This is a genomic window from Paraliomyxa miuraensis (assembly GCF_026337845.1).
GTDB classification, from domain to species: Bacteria; Myxococcota_A; Polyangia; order Nannocystales; family Nannocystaceae; genus Paraliomyxa; species Paraliomyxa miuraensis.
In genome coordinates this window covers 70937-88971 of record NZ_JAOVZF010000136.1, presented here as the reverse complement: position 1 = coordinate 88971, position 18035 = coordinate 70937, and the positions used below count along the sequence as shown (strand labels likewise).

At 65.5% G+C, this 18035-nt stretch carries 11 protein-coding genes; 7 read left to right on the top strand and 4 right to left on the bottom strand.

Annotated features, from left to right (window positions below; translation table 11 throughout):
* Nucleotides 1–170: 170 nt before the first annotated feature.
* A complete protein-coding gene (locus tag OEB96_RS46620; protein WP_407674610.1) occupies nucleotides 171–5654 on the top strand; it encodes a metallophosphoesterase in 5484 nt (1827 codons plus the stop codon).
* Here OEB96_RS46620 and OEB96_RS06150 read toward each other — a convergent pair.
* The 4 genes from OEB96_RS06150 to OEB96_RS06135 all read right to left on the bottom strand — a co-directional run bounded on the left by OEB96_RS06150 (nucleotide 5611) and on the right by OEB96_RS06135 (nucleotide 9823).
* Nucleotides 5611–6384 carry a sigma-54-dependent Fis family transcriptional regulator gene (locus tag OEB96_RS06150; protein WP_266214509.1) on the bottom strand — a complete coding sequence of 258 codons (774 nt, stop codon included), beginning with the start codon at nucleotides 6382–6384 and terminating at the stop codon, nucleotides 5611–5613. The two genes, OEB96_RS46620 and OEB96_RS06150, sit on opposite strands and share 44 nt — an antisense overlap.
* A 98-nt stretch (nucleotides 6385–6482) precedes the next feature.
* The gene (locus tag OEB96_RS06145) at nucleotides 6483–6740 is read right to left on the bottom strand and encodes a hypothetical protein (protein WP_266214508.1); all 258 of its coding nucleotides are present in this window, start codon (nucleotides 6738–6740) and stop codon (nucleotides 6483–6485) included.
* Nucleotides 6741–6772: 32 nt separating this feature from the next.
* Nucleotides 6773–8152 carry an IS701 family transposase gene (locus tag OEB96_RS06140; protein WP_266214507.1) on the bottom strand — a complete coding sequence of 460 codons (1380 nt, stop codon included), beginning with the start codon at nucleotides 8150–8152 and terminating at the stop codon, nucleotides 6773–6775.
* A gap of 441 nt (nucleotides 8153–8593) precedes the next feature.
* Nucleotides 8594–9823, bottom strand: a complete 1230-nt coding sequence (locus tag OEB96_RS06135) for a sigma 54-interacting transcriptional regulator (protein WP_266214506.1) — start codon at nucleotides 9821–9823, stop codon at nucleotides 8594–8596.
* 500 nt (nucleotides 9824–10323) lie between these two features.
* On the opposite strand from OEB96_RS06135, the gene OEB96_RS06130 reads away from it, so the two are divergent.
* The 6 genes from OEB96_RS06130 to OEB96_RS06105 all read left to right on the top strand — a co-directional run bounded on the left by OEB96_RS06130 (nucleotide 10324) and on the right by OEB96_RS06105 (nucleotide 18010).
* Nucleotides 10324–12267 carry a serine/threonine-protein kinase gene (locus OEB96_RS06130; RefSeq protein ID WP_266214505.1) on the top strand — a complete coding sequence of 648 codons (1944 nt, stop codon included), beginning with the start codon at nucleotides 10324–10326 and terminating at the stop codon, nucleotides 12265–12267.
* A gap of 21 nt (nucleotides 12268–12288) precedes the next feature.
* The gene (locus tag OEB96_RS06125) at nucleotides 12289–13953 is read left to right on the top strand and encodes a serine/threonine-protein kinase (protein WP_266214504.1); all 1665 of its coding nucleotides are present in this window, start codon (nucleotides 12289–12291) and stop codon (nucleotides 13951–13953) included.
* Nucleotides 13950–14813 carry a hypothetical protein gene (locus tag OEB96_RS06120; RefSeq protein ID WP_266214503.1) on the top strand — a complete coding sequence of 288 codons (864 nt, stop codon included), beginning with the start codon at nucleotides 13950–13952 and terminating at the stop codon, nucleotides 14811–14813. The genes OEB96_RS06125 and OEB96_RS06120 overlap by 4 nt, the downstream gene beginning before the upstream one ends.
* An 11-nt stretch (nucleotides 14814–14824) precedes the next feature.
* A complete protein-coding gene (locus OEB96_RS06115; protein ID WP_266214502.1) occupies nucleotides 14825–16354 on the top strand; it encodes a hypothetical protein in 1530 nt (509 codons plus the stop codon).
* 154 nt (nucleotides 16355–16508) lie between these two features.
* Nucleotides 16509–17060 carry a hypothetical protein gene (locus OEB96_RS06110; protein WP_266214501.1) on the top strand — a complete coding sequence of 184 codons (552 nt, stop codon included), beginning with the start codon at nucleotides 16509–16511 and terminating at the stop codon, nucleotides 17058–17060.
* A complete protein-coding gene (locus OEB96_RS06105; RefSeq protein WP_266214500.1) occupies nucleotides 17057–18010 on the top strand; it encodes a type VI immunity family protein in 954 nt (317 codons plus the stop codon). The genes OEB96_RS06110 and OEB96_RS06105 overlap by 4 nt, the downstream gene beginning before the upstream one ends.
* Nucleotides 18011–18035 lie beyond the last annotated feature (25 nt).

The window sequence follows — 18035 nt, the reverse complement described above, 5'->3', positions numbered from 1 at the left end:
AGCCGAGCTCGTAGCGATGCACTGCGGCACTACCAGACGAGCGCGAACAAGTGTCGCCGGTGGTACCACCACCCGAACTACCCACCAGAGTAGAACAAACTCGACCATGGACTGGCATCTCCCATAAAGCGTAGGCTGACATACGCACGACTAGACGTTTTGAGGGCGAAGTGACGTTTCCACCCATTCTCCACATCTCGGACCTCCATTTCCGGGCAGACGACCCAAAAGCGGATCAGCGTCACATCGTGTTGCGTGGCGCACTCGATATCATTCGCACCCTCGCCGATGCCGAGAGCCTCCGACCCGGGATCGTTTGTGTGACCGGGGACGTCGCTTGGGGAGGAAGGCAGCAGGACTACGACTTGGCAGCTCAGTGGTTCGAGGACGTTCGCTCGGCGTTAGATTTGTCCTTTGAGGACTTCGTGGTGTGCCCGGGCAATCATGATGCCGAGCGACGTTTTGCGGTGGAGCTTGAACGGCCAGAGGAAGTCTCCTCAGTAGACAGTGCATTTGAACGCTTTCTTGCGAATAGCAACGAGCTGTCCTGCCTGAGTGATGCGGGGGGCTCGGTGCATTTGCGCATACGCCCATTTTGCGATTTCATCCGATTCTGCCATCGCTTAGGACTCTCTCTTCTTGATCAAGGGAAGTCACAGCAAGGCTATCTCTGGGGTGTTCGTGTTCACAAGGGAGCGAGATTCGTTGTCCTGAATTCGGCATGGTTATCCAAAGATCGCTATGATGAGAGAAAGTTGCACATAGGATCGTCGTTGCTGGAACGGATGATTAGCCAATGCGGACTTGCCCCTCTGGAGCCAGGCGGTACTACTCCGCTCACTCTGGCCATGGTTCACCATCCCCGCGACTGGCTGGCTGAGGCATGTAGGTGCACATTCCCACCGCGGGTCGCAGAATGGGCGGTGCTCTCTCGGTCGGTGCATGCGATTTTGCACGGCCACACTCACGAGCCGCGCGGTCCGATGACACGTGTCCTGAATGAGGCAGTTGTGATTCCTGCAGGATCTGCAGAGGCAGGGATACGATTCCCAAACTGCTTCCATTTGCTTAAAGTTGATTCTTGTGGCCAGTTGAAACGTACGTCATGGACCCTAGATAATACTGATCCGGCCTACGCATGGCACCAGGATCCTGATGAAATTCCAGCGTCGTTGCCCGGATTATGGCGACGTGCGTTAGAATCCCCTGCCTTCGATACGGTGGAGGCTCTGACTGAGATTCGAAAAGAAGTGCTCACGTTCGTCCGCAGGAAGCAGGATGCGCTCCCACATCGTCGGGAACTTCCGCTACCGAAATCGCGCCTCGTCACCGACATCCCCGCGGATCACCTTGCGAACGTACGACGTAGCCCGACTTGCGAGCGTCCTTTTCCGCTCGCCGCAGCGGTCGATGCGTCACGCCTGGTGTTGGTCTTGGGGGAAATCGGCGCTGGGAAGAGCACCCTATGCGGCCAGTTGGCTCTCACAGTGATCGACGAAGGTCGCCCGGCCTTGGTGTTGCCGCTACGGGGGCTCGCTTTCCCACGCGGAATTGCACCCGGAGAAGTGTGGGAGCGCCTGGTGGCGGCCGTTATCGAACGATCGCTTGCCTTCGCCGCGATACCGAGACCGATTGCGGACGAGTTCATCGCCACGTCTACACTCATCCTAGACGGATTGGACGAACTCGCAGCGGACGAGGTGGATGGACTTCTTGGAGGCTGTGAGGCTGCGGTAAGGGCGAAGCCTTCAGTCCATATCGTGGCGAGTGGTCGGCCCGACCGAGTGGATCCGTTTCGCTACCGCCGGTGGCGCACTGTTTCGACGCGAATGCTCGACCCGAGCGAAGTGGATGCGATGGTCGAAGAGGAACTCGGGAGTGGTAAGGAAGCGGACGCTCGCGCAATCATCAAGAGGATTAGCGAAAGTCCCGTACTTGCTGCCTTGGTTACCACACCGCTCCTGGTTCGCCTTCTCACGCGGAGCATGATGCAATGTGGCGATTCGGAACTACGAACGTCCGGAGATCTGCTCCGCCAAATATGCTTAGAGCGATTGGGGGAGTGGGACCGTCGCGAGACTCGTCTGGTTGGCAGCGACCTGGCCGGTAGTTGGCCCGACGCAACTGCGCGCATGCGCTCGTTGGCTCGCGTAATCGTCCTGGCTCGTGGGTCGAATGCTGACCGTGTGGTGTTCATTGACCGACTCGCCGGCGACGCGAGTGCAGCCCCATCGCCCCGGGCGGCGGCGGCGGCCCTTTTGGAGTTTTCAGTAGGGGTCAGCCTGCTGACATGTGAACCTTCTGTACAGGTCGAATCGCATCGTCTCTCGGAGTTCCTATGCGGCGAAGGGATTGCTGAACTGCTCGTCCGTGGAGAGACAGTTTCAGTCACGCCGGATGCCTGGCGAGAGTGGTCGTATGCGAGCGCGAGCCTTCGGCACCGGGGGGTGCTGCCCGATCATCGCGACGTCCTCACTGCTGTCATTCAAGCACTCGTCAAAGCGGGGAATCCCGCCGGAGCTGCGTATGTAGTTTGGGAGAGCCAGGATCCGCAGATTGCCGAGTCCTTGCTGGGCCTCTTGCGCGAGCTTGGCCCGCGCCCCATGACATTGTGGATGGAAGAACGGGCAGATTCAGCGCGGGCGGCGGCTGGAGCAGTGCTTCTTGCCGGGGAGATCGGGTTCGAATGGTTCGTAGACACGTACCTCAACCCCTTCCTTCCGGATCCGTGGGCTGGAGGCGCCCATGACTCTGCCATCATCGCATGGTGGTGCCAGCTCAATGACTCCCGGACGCTTGGTCCGGAACAGATCCAACGTTTGTGGCAATGGGCGTCTCCCCGCCTGGCTTTCTGCCGTCCATACCACGACATGAACCTGGCCGCTGTCTGCTCGTTGATCCCTGCGGAATTCCCTGTCCCAGCACGAATCAACTTGCTTCGCGACTTGCTTGACTCTGGTACGCTGGGTGCACGCGCCGAGAAACTTCTTCGATATGAGTTCGATGGCGTGCATGACGGCATTGTGCGAAATGCGCTTGCGGCACGGGCTGGTTCCCGCGATGCGCCTTCATTCGCAAGCGCTCGCCTCTGGCTCGCACTCGTACCAGAGGAACTCGAGCCCTCAGTGGTCGACGGAGTCCTCGGTGCCGGCGAGCGCGGTGACCAAAGCTCGCGTTGGCTGGCTGCCATTCAAGAGTGCCGACGTCGAATGGGAGAGGCTACCTGGGGGCGCTATCTACGTTGGTCGCTCTACGGTTGGAGTGACTGTTCTCGCGGTGCTGCGGTGGCCCTTTTCTGGGAGGGTGAACGATCGATGGCGGTCCTGGGGTGGCCCTTGTTGAATGCCATGCACGATGGTGCTCGAACGTCGGGTGCCGAAGCCGCATTTGCGACGGTGCTTGAGGAGTCAGGGGCTTCGGGTTGGGCTTGGTTCCAAACGCGAATGGTCGAAGCGGCAGAGGGCGGGCGTTTCGAAGGACCACATGCCGGGTGGTGGAGAATCTTTCTTCATCGTCTCAGCGGAATGGGCTCGGACGGGGTGCAGCTATTCATTTCTGCCTTGCGAGGGCTCTCCGAGTTCGTGCTTCCACGGAATGCGGACCTGCGCGACACTATTGCGGCGTTGTTGAACGGGCCTGATGGCACCGAGTATCGGGAGCAGGTGACAGCCTGTTTGAAGGCGTTCGACCCCTCCATCAGGGTTGCAGCGGCGGCCACCCTGGCCATCTCCGGGCGTGAACCTGACCTGGAGGTGCTCATCCCGCTACTGCTCGCGGTTGGTGGAGGAGTCGATAGTCCTTTGCAGAATCACTGGGAGTGGGTCGATATGCTCGGCGGGCTCCACTGGTCCACCGGTGCGGTGTCCAGGCTCCGGCCGGCGCGCCATAACCTTCCCAAAGGGCCCAGAGTACTCGCGCTGTTCATAATGGACCTCCATGGCGTCGCACTTTCCGCGTCTGAGAATCAGGAGTTGGCACTCGCGCTCCTGACTGGGGAGGTTCGCGGCGAGCGGATTGGCAGGGGGCACCCCTGGTTCGCTGGCGAAGCAGGTCGCACTCGTCTGCTCGATTTGGCAAATGGTGAAGGCGAAGGCCAGCGGGAGGCGGCCAGTGTACTTATACGACTTCATGCCGACTCTCTTACTACAGACCACCGAGCTCGAGCGGCTGTTACGGGATTAAGTTGGAGTACCTGGTCGGCGAGACTGCTGCGGAGGGAACTTCGCGTAGCGCAGATCGATGACACCTATGCAAAGGCGATTGTCGAGCAAGACAGTCAACAAGTGGCCGTAGCCGGCGCTCCCTCACCACTGGCCAGACTGCTCAGTGCCGTTCGTACAGGTGAAGGATGGCGTGAGATCATCTCCCGAATGTACGGCCTCACGGACGATCGGTCGAACTCCGGCGAGGTAGGAGCCGCAACGTTTTGGCTCCTCGATCTCGCCCGAGATGGGGGGACCGCGGCGCGGATCGGCGAAGCCGCACTTGCCGTGATCGCTATGCCGGCGCCTTCGAGCCTCTGGGATCGCAGCGCTCGGCCTTGGCTCGCGATCTTGGCCGATGAACTTGCCCCTACCGGCGATCTGAGTTTCCTGGAAGACGAGCTTCGACACTCAGGTGAGCGTGGGCTGGATGACCCTCGACCTGCTCTGTTGGCTCGGATTCGTCGTCACGGTCGGTTGCTTCATACCTCACACAGTCTTCCCCCCGTTCCGACCCCCGCTGCACCTAGATCGTTCGGTGGAGGTTTGGATCCAGCGGTGTCGACCCTACGATCGCTGGCAAATGATGCTTCATCGAAGTGCATCGGTGCCCGAGAACTCCTTCGGCTTGCGGCCATCACATTCAAGGATGGTGACGAAGATCCGGTGCCGTCCATCGGCGACGGAAGGAACCATGCTCTACTGCGAGGAGCCACGCAGTTTATCCTGTTCGGCCGAGTGGCGCCCGAGGTTGTCGCGCAGGCTTTCCCAATCCATCTGTACAACATCGAACAGGACCATGACCTGAAGTACCTGGCTGAGGTTTGGAGGCATGTTCTTCGTCGCGGGTTGACCGTGACGCCCGGAGCCCGCGACCAAATAGAAAACGTCCTTCGCGGTCGACTTCGTAGCGACCATCTCTACTCGCCAGAGATCGGATATCTCCTTTTGGACCTAGGCGTACCCCTCAGTGAGGATGACCTAGAGATCGTCCTCACTGGTGTGGCGTCGTGGTCCTTTCGCGATGATTACGGTCTCTTGCCTCGCCTCGCAGATTCACTCACGCGAGACCCAAGGCCGGATGTCACGATCGGGATCCTCGCACGTGCCCTGGCCTTGGCGGACGGGGCGAAGGAATCCCACAATAACTCCTCTGACATTGCTACAGGGCCGCTATTTCTCGCTGCGCTGTATTGGGTGCTCGGAGGCAGTGAACGGGAAACTACCGCACGAGTAGTTATCCGATCTCTGGGGGTGCTGTGGAGGCCGCAACGAGCCTGGGGAGACCAGGCGGAGAGTCCAGACCCGGCGCTCCACTTGTTGCGTAGAGTGTCACCGGAACTGCTTCGAGATGTGCTACGTCGCGGTGTGAAAGAAGGAACTCCAGCGACTGAGGCTATGTGTAGCTTCATTCTTGCAGCGTTCGCCGCTCCCGCAGTCCGCAACGGGTAACCTCTCTTGACGTCAGGCCGCTGCAATCACTTCTCACTTCCGCTCCCCGCAACCACGTGGCCTCAATCCGTCCCCTACCAGAATCGGTGTCGTTGGTTCGCTTCTCCGGCCAACCGAATTGTGCGCCCTGCTCCTCATCCTCCAGCTCGAACAGCTTGAGCTTCTTCATCCGGTTCCGCAGCCCGTTGGGACTCATGCCCAGCACCTTCGCCGCGTGGACGATGATCCCCTTGCACTTGCGGAGGTCGCGGTGCGTCGAGGCGATGACTCGTGCATCGGCGGTGCGCGTGCGGTTGTCGCCCACGCGCTTGTACTCGCGGCGGTCGAGCACCCGCAGCAGCTTGACCTGCTGCTCCATCGGAAGCTCGCCGACCTCGCCGATGAAGATCGTGCCCCCGTTGGCCTGCTCGAACGCGCCGGCCTGATCGACGACCGCGCCCGTGACCGCCCCGCGCACGTGCCCAAGGAGCGCCGACTCGACCAGCGTGGGCGGGAGGCACCCGCAGTCGAGCACGACGAACGGGCCGTCGCTGCGGGTCGAGGCCGCGTGCATCGAGCGGGCGATCTCCTCTTTGCCCCTGCCCGTTTCGCCCGTGACGAGGACGGTCAGCGGGGTCGGGGCGAGCTCGTCCAGGCGCCCGAACAGCTCCCGCATGATACGGCTGTGGCCGGGCACGTCGCCGAAGTGGTCCTTCGGGTAGAGCGCGACGTCGGGCTCCTCTATGCCCACCAGCTCGAGGACGCAGCTCCCCAGGCGGATCTCGTTGACGGGTCTGCCGACTGTGGAGTGGACCCCCTGTCAAGCGATTGGTCTTTGGGATCGTCGGCTCACTCGCGCCCGCACGTCGGGCACGGCCCGCCGCCCTCAGCCTGTTGACGCTCGTACTCGTTGCGGCCCGCGACGCTGAGGCGCAGCGAGTTCGGTGGGTTGTCGAGCCAGCCGCGATCGATGAGCCACCGGATCTCCCGCTCGTCCTCGTCGTCGAAAGTGTCTAATCCGAAGCTTATGCAGGACTTCGGGCTGTCCATGTAGATCTCGTAGAACTTCTTGAGCCACTTGTTGCGAATGTCGGCGGGGGTTTCCATACGGCAGAGTCTATCAGACTCGGGTTTCGCCGTCATGAGACCCGAGAAAGTCGCGTAGCAGGGGCCCTGGGCCGGATGCACGGTGGTGGCTGCAAGTACGCGTAACCATGGAGCAGATCAGAAACGTCGAGTGTGCGGAGGGCGAGTTGGGCGGCGCGGAGGATGTCCTCGAAGGAGTAGCCCTGCTTGGTGCGGTACCAAGGTCGGTGAACGACGGCGGCTCGACGGTCGCGCTTGGACAACGAGGTGAACCAGAGCACGAGCAAGGTGTAGAGGTAGCCGGCGAACGGAGTGATCCGCTCGACCGCGGCACGCTTGCGGGCCGAGGAGTCGCCGAAGCCGAGGTGCTGTTTGATCTCACGGAAGCAGACCTCGATCCCCCACCGCGACGCGTAGGTCTTGATGATGGTCTCGACGTCGAGACTCGGGTCGGTGGAGAAGAAGACACGCACGGGGAGGTCTCCTCGCAGGACGCGGACGAGGATCATACGAAGGTGGCGATCACCCGCGACTCGATACCACTGCACGTCGTAGACCTTGATCTCGAGCGTGGTGTCCTGGCCATAGATGTGGACGTCGACGGATCGCCAGCGTTGGCTGGGAGCCTTGGCGAGATCGGAGGGAATCGGAAGGCGCTCGCCTCGCTTGCGACGCCGCCCCGTGGGCGACCGATCTTCGGGCAGCGGCAGCGCAGTGATCGCCGCATCAGGACGCATCGCGCCGATGAACACGACGTTGGATGGGAGCTCGGCGAGCACCGTCGAGTTCGCGTAGGCCGCATCCGCGGTGACGCGCAGATGCCTTCCAGATGCCCACTGCGACACGATGGCGAGCATTTCGTGGGCGAGCTGGGTCTTGGTCTTGAAGGGTGGCTGGCCGCGCTTGCAGGTGGACTCGGTTCGATACAAGCGGAAGAGGACCGGCAGCGCCCACGTGCGCTGAGAGAAGGGCACGCGCACGCAGACGGCGAGGACCACCCAGACGTGGCCGAAGCTGAAGACGCGGAACAAACGGCTGGAGCGCACCGCGTCGACGTGGCTGCCGAGCCCGAAGATCTTGGGCCCCTTGTGAGAGACGAGGGTGTCGTCGATCACGAGGGTGAGGACGTCGTCGCCGAAGTGCTCGGCGATCTTGGCGAAGAACAAGCGGCCGATGTCGTCGGTCGACCAGGCGCCGCGAGAGAAGAAGCGATGCAGCCGCTCGTGGTGGACCCGCCCCTGGATGCCGAGCTCGACGAGCGCCTGCGTGACGGCGTGCGTGCCGCGGGTGAGGACCCAGCCGCAAAACACCAGCAGAGCGTTGATGCTGCCAGGTTTGGTGAAGGCAGGCGCGAGGACTTTCGTCCAGGCGACGAGCGTGTCAGAACTTCGGTGGCCATCGGATTGAAGGCCCGTCGGGACGACTGCCTGCAAGCTGTGCCGTCCCGCGCGGGTCGGCCCACCTACTCGGTCGGCAGTCGAGAAATTCCGTCGAAAATGGTCAGCCCGTCAGCCGAGATTCAGGCTGCGAAAAGGGCGAAACCCGAGTCAGAGGTGCGGCGACTGTGCATGCGTCGGGCGATCGTGAACGCTGAAGTCGTTGCCAGGTGAACGCTGAAGTCGTTGCCAGGTGAACGCCGAAATCGGTGCCAGTGGTACGCGCCGCCGTGCGGCCGGAGGCGGCGGCGACGACGAGGGGCAGTGGCTCGACCGCCTCCGCGCGGGGGCGAGATGGCGAAGCGACTGATGATGATGAAGAAGATGGATGCGTCTGCCCGACAGGGAGAGTGCTGCGCGCCTCGGGCAGGGTCGGTGGTCAGCAGGAGGGATGGCACTTGGAGTGCCCCCTCAGCACTACCCGGGCACCCAACTCCCCTACTCCTCCTCATCCTCCAACTCGAACAGCTTGAGCTTCTTCATCCGGTTCCGCAGCCCGTTGGGACTCATGCCCAGCACCTTCGCCGCGTGGACGATGATCCCCTTGCACTCCTCGATCACCATCGGCAGCAGCCACTGGTCGACCGCACGGTGCACGTCCGCGTACTCCCTCTTCAACCGCAGCGCTTCCTCCAGCTTCGTCGCCCGATCGCGTCTCTCCTGGAGCAGCAGCTGCGCCCGTGAGATCGTGCTCCCCTTGACCGTGAACGCCGCCTGCTCGATCACCGATTGCAGCTCCCGCACGTTCCCCGGCCAGTCGTGCTCGCGCAGCGCCGCCCGAGCCGAGTCCTCCAGCGTGAGCCGCTTGTCGTGCCGGTCGAGGAACGCCCGCGCGAGCACCTCGATGTCCTCGTCTCGGCTGCGCAGCGGCGGAACCACCACCGTCGCCCGCGCAAGCCGATAATACAGATCCTCGCGGAACGTCCCCGCTTCGACGCGCTTGCGTAGATCCCGGTGCGTCGCGGCGATCACCCGCGCGTCCGCGGTCCGCGTGCGGTTGTCCCCCACGCGCTTGTACTCCCGCCGATCGAGCACCCGCAGCAGCTTGACCTGCTGCTCCATCGGGAGCTCGCCGACCTCGTCGATGAAGATCGTCCCCCCGTTGGCCTGCTCGAACGCGCCGGCCTGGTCGACGACCGCGCCCGTGAACGCCCCGCGCACGTGCCCAAAGAGGGCAGACTCGACCAGCGTGGGCGGCAGGCACCCGCAGTCGAGCACGACGAATGGGCCGTCGCTGCGGGGCGAGGCCGCGTGCATCGAGCGGGCGATCTCCTCCTTGCCCGTGCCCGTCTCGCCGTTGATGAGGACGGTGAGCGGGGTAGGGGCGAGCTCGGCCAGGCGCCCGAACAGCTCCCGCATGACGCGGCTGTGGCCGAGCACGTCGCCGAAGTGGTCCTTCGGGTAGAGCGCGTCGTCGGACTCCTCGATGCCCACCAGCTCGAGCACGCAGCTCCCCAGGCGGATCTCGTCGCCGGGCTGCAGCGCCACGCGCCAGACGGCGCGACCGTTGAGGTACGTGCCGTTGTGGCTGCCGAGGTCGACCAGCTCGATGAAGCGCGAGCCCACGCGGATCTCGGCGTGCAGCGCCGAGATCGACGCGTCGTCGATCGAGAGGTCGGCCGTTCGGCTGCGGCCAATGGTGATCACTGGCCCCTTGACCGACTTCACGGGTGCCGACCCGGTCTCCTTCCGAATGCGGAGCAGGAACCGACCGGGACGCCGTGGCGGTCCTTGCCCGGCCGTCTTCGTGTCCTTCGTCGAACCTCTACCGCCATCGTCCGCCATGCGACCGTGCTACCGCGTGGACGTCGGGACGGGCAAGCACCACGCCGAAGGGATCGGCTCGCCTTCGTTGGCTCGCCGCTCGAGCCATGGGCACGGCGTGCCTACCTCCTCGGGCCCGGATGGACGGCGATCCGCCCGCCATCGAGAGGAAGATCTCGATTTTCGGCGGGATCCACCGTTCGGAGCCTGTTACGAGCGTAAGCACCAACGGCGCCCACCCCCCGCGTGGGCACGCCGTGCCCACTCGAGCCTCGAAGTGGGCACGCTGTGGCTACTTCCCCGTGGCCCGAAAGGTCCTCGCGCCGAGACCCGCGAGACCCGGTGCCGCTGTCTCGCACGCCAAGCTGCGGTAAATACGAGCGTCATCCAACCTGGAGGCTCCGTTGGCACTGCCCTTGCTCAATGGTGACGCGACGACGTCCGACATGGGAGAGTCCTTCAAGAAGCTCGGCAGGTTCGACCTGGTCGAGCTCATCGGCCGAGGTGGCATGGGCGAAGTGTGGCTCGGGATCGATCCCGTGACCATGGAACGCCGGGCGCTCAAGGCCATCCAGAAGGACGTCGCCGACAACCCGAGCATCATCGCGGGCTTTCGGCGCGAGGCAGAGGTCGGCAAGCAGCTCTCGCTGCACGCGTCCATCGTGAGCGTCCACGGGCTCCACGAGGAGCTCGTCGGCGATCCGGCGTGCCCCGAGCGCTTGCTGTACCTCGAGCTCGACTTCGTCGATGGGGTCAACCTCCGCCAGCTCGCGGAACGCTACTACCGGACGCACCGCAGGCGCCTGCCGATCCCGGTCGTCGTGCACATCGTGCGCGCGATGCTGCGAGCCCTCGAAGCCGCCCACAACCACTCGATCGGGACCAATCCGCTGCCGGTCGTGCACGGGGACGTCAACCCCGGCAACGTACTCGTTTCGTCTCGCGGTGAGCTGAGGATGACGGACTTCGGGATCTCTCGGTTCGTGCTCGAGCCCCTCTTCATCTCGCGGCCGGTCGGCACGCTCCCGTACATGGCTCCCGAGCAGTACCTCGGCCGCATCTGCCCGCAGAACGATCTGTACGCGGTGGGGGCGGTGCTGCACGAGCTGCTGACGGGATCCCCACCGACTCCCATCGCCGGCACGCCCATGACGATCGAGCGCCGGTTGCTCCAAGACCCCGTCCCGCCCCTGGGCCGCAGCGACGTGCCGGAGCTGCTCGACCGGCTGCGCAAGGCATTGCTCGAGAAGGACGTGAGCCTGCGGATCCAAACGACCACCCAGGCGCTCAAGATCCTCTGGGACGTCGACAAGACCGATCGGCAGGACGAGATCAAGCTGATCTATCGGCGCCTGTTCGGACCGTCGCGGTCACGGATGACCCGCTACCTCGAGGCGCGCGGCGAGAGTTCCGACTCCTTCGTGATGCAGCTGCTCTCGCGCCACGAGCGACCGGTCACGACGGACGTTCCCGCGCACGCTCCCAGCGAGACCGAGGCTCCACCGCGCCCCGAGCCCGCGGCCACGGACGACGACGACGACGACGACGGTGGCATGCCTTGGCTCGCCGAAGACGACGAGGATGCCGAGGACGCGATCAAGACCCAGATCCACCATCGGTCGGGGCCGAAGATCAGCCCGACGGTTCGCCTCGACTTCCCGGTCGGGGATCTTCGGCGGCTCTTCGTGGCCTCCACGTCGACGGTGCCCGAGCCATCCTTCGCGGGCTCGGATGGCAAGCCGGCGGAAGGGCTCTCGCCGAGCCCGACGGAGGACAGCGACGCGCACGCAGTGACCACGACGCCCTACAAGGCGCAGGGCCCGGCCAAGAAGGAGCCCACGCCGGACCCGCAATACCCGCCTCGGCCGGCCCACTTGGCGGACGGCGTGCCCTTCCAATTCCGTCGGCCGAAGCGTGGAGCCAGCCCGGTGGAGCCTCACCTCGACGGCGAGCCCCTGGCCAGCCCGTTGCGCCCTTCCGCCGACGTCGACCCCCCGGTCCAAGGGGTAGACCTGGCGCAGGATGCGTTGGAGCCCGAGCCGATGGAGGGAGGGGACCCCGTCGGAGCGAACCCCGCAACCGGTCCACAGTCGACGTCGCAACGCTACCCAGACACGCAGCCGGACCCCCTCCCGCGTGTTCGTGTGCCCCAGCCCCGACGCCCGCCGAAAGGGTCCTCCGACCAGCGGTTGCGCTCGGTGTTCGCCGCGGTGGCCGCCCTGCTGCTGGTCGCGTGTGGGGTCGGCGTGGTAGCGCTGGCGTTCCGCGAGCCCGATTCCGCGATCGCGTCCCCCCCTGACCCCAAGCCGGCCGCCATGGCCACCCCGGATGCCACGACGGACGGTTGACCCATGGTGTGGAGCGGACCCATGAGGATGATCGAAGAGGAGGAGCAGGCCGAGCTCGAAGCGGGCACCGAGCTCGACAGGCGCTTCCGCATCCGCTCGCTGCTCGGCGTCGGCGGCATGGGGCACGTGTACCTGGCCGCGGATCTCCAGCACGGTCGCGACGTGGCGCTCAAGATCCTGATCCCCAGGTATCGCGGCCGCCCGGAGCGAGAGCAGCGCTTGCTCAACGAGGCGGAGCTCGCTCGCCTCGTGGGGGCGCATCCCGGCATGCCGCGGCTCTACGGCGCGGGGCGTCTGCGTGACCTCGGAGGCTGCCCGTTCGTGGCGTGGGAGGTCGTGCACGGGCGCGATCTGAATGCCGTGCTCACGCTGCGCTACGTGATCGCGCCGCGCGTTGCGGCGGAGTGGGCCCGGCAGCTCGCCGATGCCCTGTGTGCGTTGCACCGGGCGGGGGTCGTGCATCGCGACGTCACGGTCACCAACGTCTTCATCGAGGATCCCGATGGTGATGCTCGGGTCAAGCTCATCGACCTGAGCCATGCGGCGGTGATCCCCCAGCCGGGCACGCCGATCCGTCGGCTCACGCGCGAGATCGAGATCCCGGGGGCCGCCGGCTTCATGGCGCCCGAGCAGACCTTGTCGCGCCCACCCCACCCGAAGATGGACGTGTTCTCGTTCGGGGTCGTGCTCTTCGAGATGCTCACGGGAAACAACCCCTTCGAGCACGTCCGAGATCGCGACGCGTACATCGAGATGCAGCGCGCGGGCAAGCTCCACGTGCCTCGCATCGACCGCCGCGCGTACCCCAACGTGTCCGAGTCGCTGGTCGAGCTGGTGGAAGGCTGCACCCGCAACGACGTCGAGCAGCGGCTCGACATGGAGGAGGTGCGGCGCCGGCTCGACGACGTGCTCCGGCGGATGAGCGCTCCCATACGGCTGGTGACCGACGAGCCGGCTGCGGTCCCCGTCGAGCCGGCTGCGATCCCCATCGAGGCCCCTTCGGCGGAGGTCGTCGGCGCGTCACCAGTGGAGCCGATCGAGGCGTTGCAGGAGCAGCCAATCTCGCGGCGCATCGTGGTGGTGGTCGCCCTGGCGTTCGTGCTGGTGACGGCGGCCGTGCTGGCGATCATCTGGCCGCCCGAGCGACCCGTGGACGTGCCCGTGTCTACGATGCCAGCGCCCGCGGTCCAGCCTGGGCCCGAGGCGGTCGAGTCGACGGCGAACCGGTCCCGAGTCGAGCCCGGCCCGGAGACACCAACCGCGCCCGTGCCTGCCCCGGCGGCGCCCACCGGTCCCGCGCCCGTGAAGCAGGCGGAGCCAGAGGTGACCTCGCCGGACCCCGTGCAGCCCACGGAGCCCGAGGAACCCGAGACCAAGCCGCCCAGTGACGACGGCAAGAGCAAGCCGGCCGCGGCCAAGGTCCCAGCGCACGAGACCGACCCGTGCCGCCGGACGGTGGCCGAGGCCCTGGCCGCCCACAAGGCCCAGGCATGGAGCCGCTTGGAGTCGTTGACGCGCAAGAAGAAGTGCTTTGGGGACCGCACCCAGTGGGCGCGGCTGCGAGTGCACGCGCTCTCGGAAACCGGGCGGTTCGCAGAGTGCGCCGCGCTCGGCGCCAAGCTCGAGGATCCCGTCGTGAAGCAGTATGCGAGAACCTGCAAGGCGCAGGAGGCCAATCACCAATGAACCGAACGACAATCATCGCGGGGATGCTCGCGGGCGTGCTGGCGACGCCGACCGGTGCCCTCGCCGAGCCGGTCGAGGAGACGCCGGTACGCATCGAGGTGGACGTGTCGGCACTGCCGAAGGCCGACTTCCCGGAGAACACCCGGCAGTGGATCGTCGACAACCAGACGGCCGTCCTCGGGCGCGAGGGGTTCGTCGTGACGAACGATGCCATCCATGCGATGCGGATCGAGGTGAGTCGCTACGGCGAGGACGGCATTCACCTCAAGGCGCGGATGCTGCTCGTGGGGGACCCGGGCTCGGTGCGCGAGATCACCTGCGAGGCGTGCTTGAACTCGCAGTTCCTCAAGAAGGTCGACGAGGAGACGGCGGTGCTCGCGGGCGAGCTACGGCAGAAACTCGCGACGGCGGAGCCCGAGCCGGTGGAGAGCGAGCCCGAGCCGGAGGCCGAGCCCGAGGCTGATGACGAGGGCGAGACGGGCGCGGAGGGCGAGGACGGGGCCGCGAGCGACGAGCCGACCGACCGCGACCCGAAGGCCATCGGGCCTGCTGGCTTCGCCGGGATCGGAACGCTGGCCGTCGGGCTCGGCGTGACCCTCGGCGGGATCATCGTGCTGGCGCAGGGCCCCGAGGAACGGCTGCAAGCCTCCAGCGCGAGGTTCATCGAGACCGTCGACCGCCGCCCCCTCGGCCGTTCACTCACGGGCATCGGAGCGGGAATGCTCGCGACGGGCGTGGTGCTGGTCGTGGTGGATCAGACCGTGCTGCGCAAGCGAAGGGCCCGGCGAAGCGGTGCCACATCGCTCGCTCCCGCATTGCTCCCCAACGGCGCCGGTTTGTCCTGGGCCGGCCGCTTCTAGAGGCATGAATCATGGCACTTCGTACGACGCTCATCACCATGATCCTCCCGCTGCTCGGGAGCGCATGCCAAGTGATCTCGGTCAGGGAGAACCTCGACCACTGCACCTACAACGAGGGCGATCGCTACTGCGCAGAGATCGACCCGGACCGACCCTACTGCACGCAAGGGGACGACGAATGCCGACTCGGTGGCTACACGGGATGCGTGGCGGAGGTGGCGCCCGAGTGCCATGCACCGTGCGGCACGCTCTCGGACGCCGAGTGCATGGGTGGCAGCAGCTCGGGGACGGATACGGGCCCGGCAAGTGAGAGTGGCAGCGAGAGCGGGAGCAGCAGCGGTAGCGAGAGCAGCACGACGGGGCCGATGCCGTGCGTGGGGAACGAAGACTGCCCGGATGCGGCGGCGCCGTTCTGCGAGCCGGTGAGCGGGGAGTGCGTGGCGTGCGATGCGATCGGGGCCGAGGGGGATGCGGCATGCGCCGGGCTCGACCCCATGGCGCCGCTGTGTGTGAACGGGGAGTGCGTGGCGTGTACGCCCGAGAACCCCGCCGTCTGCGACGAGCAGCTCCTGCTGTGCGACGAGGATTCCAACACCTGCATCCAGTGCACCGAGCACGCACAGTGCGGCAGCGGGGCATGCGAGCTCGCGATGGGGCGGTGCTTCCCCGAGGACTTCGTCGTGCACGTGGACGGCGACGGGGGGCAGGACTACATGACGATCGCCGCGGCCGTGAACGCGGTGGACGATGGGACGCACGGGGTGATCGTCGTGCACGAGATCGACGGTAGTGGCTCCTACCAAACGGCCGGAGGTCTTCTCATCGACGGAGGCAAGACCATCGCGTTGTTGGCTGCGCCTAGTGAAGAGCCCGCCATCCAGGGTACCGGAGGCAATCCCGGCTTGCAGGTGACGGGAGCGGGGACGAGCGTCTACATCGATGGGCTGAGCGTCGCCGGTAACACGATGGGGCTAGGCCTGCGGGTCGACGGTGCCTTCGCGTGGGTGGATCGCAGCCGGCTCGTGCAGAACACGGGCGGAGGCGTCGTGGCGCAGAACTCTGCGGAGCTGACGCTGCGCAACTGCTTCGTCGGCGGGAGCTTCGACGACGCCCGCGCACTGGAAGTGAATGGTGCTACGGCCAACGTCCTCTACTCCACGCTGGGCGGCGGTACCTTCAACGCGAGCGCGCTGACCTGCACCGCTCCGGTCGCCGTCGACGTTCGAAACTCCATCCTCGTGACCCGCGGCGGCTCGCCTCCGGACGAGGTCGCCTGCCCCGCAGCCAACGTCACCTACAGCGCCGCCGAAGGCGCCATCGGTGGTGCAGGCAACGTCGCGGTGGGCATGTTCCCCGGCGGCAGCCCAGGAGATTGGTTCGCGGGCTACACGACGGGCGACCTCCACCTGCAGAACAGCGGACTCACGCTCTTCGCGGACATCGCCCAATGGCAATCCGGCGATCCGATCACCGACATCGATGGGAACCTACGTCCCAGCGTCGACGGCACGGCCGACCATGCCGGCGCCGACGTGCCGTGACCTCGACCGATTGATTTCGAATTCCGCGAGCCTTGCCGGTTCTCGCCGGCCGACCATGGCCCTCGGGCGATGGCTCGGCCATCTACGCCCTCGAGCACCACGAGGACGGCGGAATGTGTCCTCTGTACGACCATCCAACGACGAGTAGACCGCAATGACCTCCAATGCTGCCAACCCGGCCCTCGGGACGCTCCAGAAGCCGCTCGTCGTCGCGGGGATCGACATGACCGCCGCCGTCTGCGACTGCGCCGCGAGCGTGACCTACAGGGGGGTCGAGAGGATCCCCGTCCCCGACTGGGTGAAGTGCTGCATCCTCGGTCGCAAGCGGCAGAAGTGCGTGGAGGAGAAGATCGCGCAGGCGCAGAAGGATAGGGGGCCGTACGAGGAGAGGATCCACGCGCCGGCCGGGGCTCGGTACCAGTCGACCAAGCTCCCGCCTGGGCAGAAGTTCTGCCTGCCCGACTTCGTGGTGGGCACCGGGGACAAGCCGCTGTCCGCATCGCAGATCAAGGCGATCTACGAGCTCAAGACTCCCTGCAACAAGGAAGGCGATCCGCTGCCCTCCATCCAGGACTGGGATCCCTACACGCTGCTGGGGCGGACCATGAAGAAGTGCTACCAGAAGGCGCATCTCGAGGGCGAGAAGCCAAGACCAGAGGGCATCCCGGTCAAAGCCATCGGACCCACCGCGGAGAGCTGCACATGACCACCACCTACGATGGCGTCGACGTCGACCGCTTCGCCCACGACTCCTTTGGCAAACCTGCCATCCGCTTGGAGATCGGCATGGAGCTGTTCTTCGGGCGTCCGATGGCTGCATACCGCGAGCAGGTGCTCGAGATCTGGAATCGCTTCCTCGCGTGGCGCGGGACCGAGGTGATGTCCTGGGCGCGGCTCGGGGGCGGCAACAAGAGTCGCAAGATGAACACGGCCGCCTATCGAACCATCGAGTCGTGGCTCGGGGGCAAACGGCCTTACGGGCCGATCTGCTTCATCACGGTGGAGAGCGGCGAGTGGGAGCAGCTCGGCGAGGAGTCGTTCCGGGTCGAAGGCGACGACGAGGAGCTGAGCGAGGAGGAAGGAGAGACCACGCTCAACTTCGTCCAGGTGTTCGTGCCGCTCTCCACCGCCGATGATCCCGACGCGCTCGCTGCCAAGCTCATCGAGCTCGCCGCGCCGCTCGAATTCGTGTGCGGCAGCGCGGGCCTCATGCTCCACATGACCCCTTTCCACAATGAGCAGTGGTGGAAAGCTGTGCGGGGGCTGGTCACGCGCTTCGAGGGCGTCGAGCCCGATGGAGCGGAGCGGAGCCAGTGGCGGGCTCACTTCGGCCTGACCGGGATCAACTGGCTCACCTTTGTGGGTCCTCATCATCTCGGCAAACTCGGGGGCATCGAGGCCGTCGAGGCCAAGGCCACGGTCGCCCCCGGTGTCACGGCCCAGCGTGTCGGTCAGGGCATCGTGCTCCGGGCAGGTCCGCGACCACGATTGTGCGACCGAAACAAGCCCTCGCCTGCCGTCGAGCCCTATCGGGCGGTTCACCGCATCGTTGGCTCGGCGCTGTTCCTCGACGAGGACTACTCGATCGGTTGGGAGGACTTCGACGGCGAGGCCACCGTCGAGTGGCTCCAACGTTTTGGCCGTTCAACCCCGTGAGGACCACGAGCATCGCTCCCGCCAC

Excerpts from the sequence above, each read along its gene's own strand:
- OEB96_RS06105 (WP_266214500.1), top strand. The coding sequence starts at position 17,057 with ATGACCACCACCTACGATGGCGTCGACGTCGACCGCTTCGCCCACGAC.
- OEB96_RS06120 (WP_266214503.1), top strand. The coding sequence starts at position 13,950 with ATGAACCGAACGACAATCATCGCGGGGATGCTCGCGGGCGTGCTGGCG.
- OEB96_RS06125 (WP_266214504.1), top strand. The coding sequence starts at position 12,289 with ATGAGGATGATCGAAGAGGAGGAGCAGGCCGAGCTCGAAGCGGGCACC.
- OEB96_RS06115 (WP_266214502.1), top strand. The coding sequence starts at position 14,825 with ATGGCACTTCGTACGACGCTCATCACCATGATCCTCCCGCTGCTCGGG.
- OEB96_RS06110 (WP_266214501.1), top strand. The coding sequence starts at position 16,509 with ATGACCTCCAATGCTGCCAACCCGGCCCTCGGGACGCTCCAGAAGCCG.
- OEB96_RS06145 (WP_266214508.1), bottom strand. The coding sequence starts at position 6,740 with ATGGAAACCCCCGCCGACATTCGCAACAAGTGGCTCAAGAAGTTCTAC.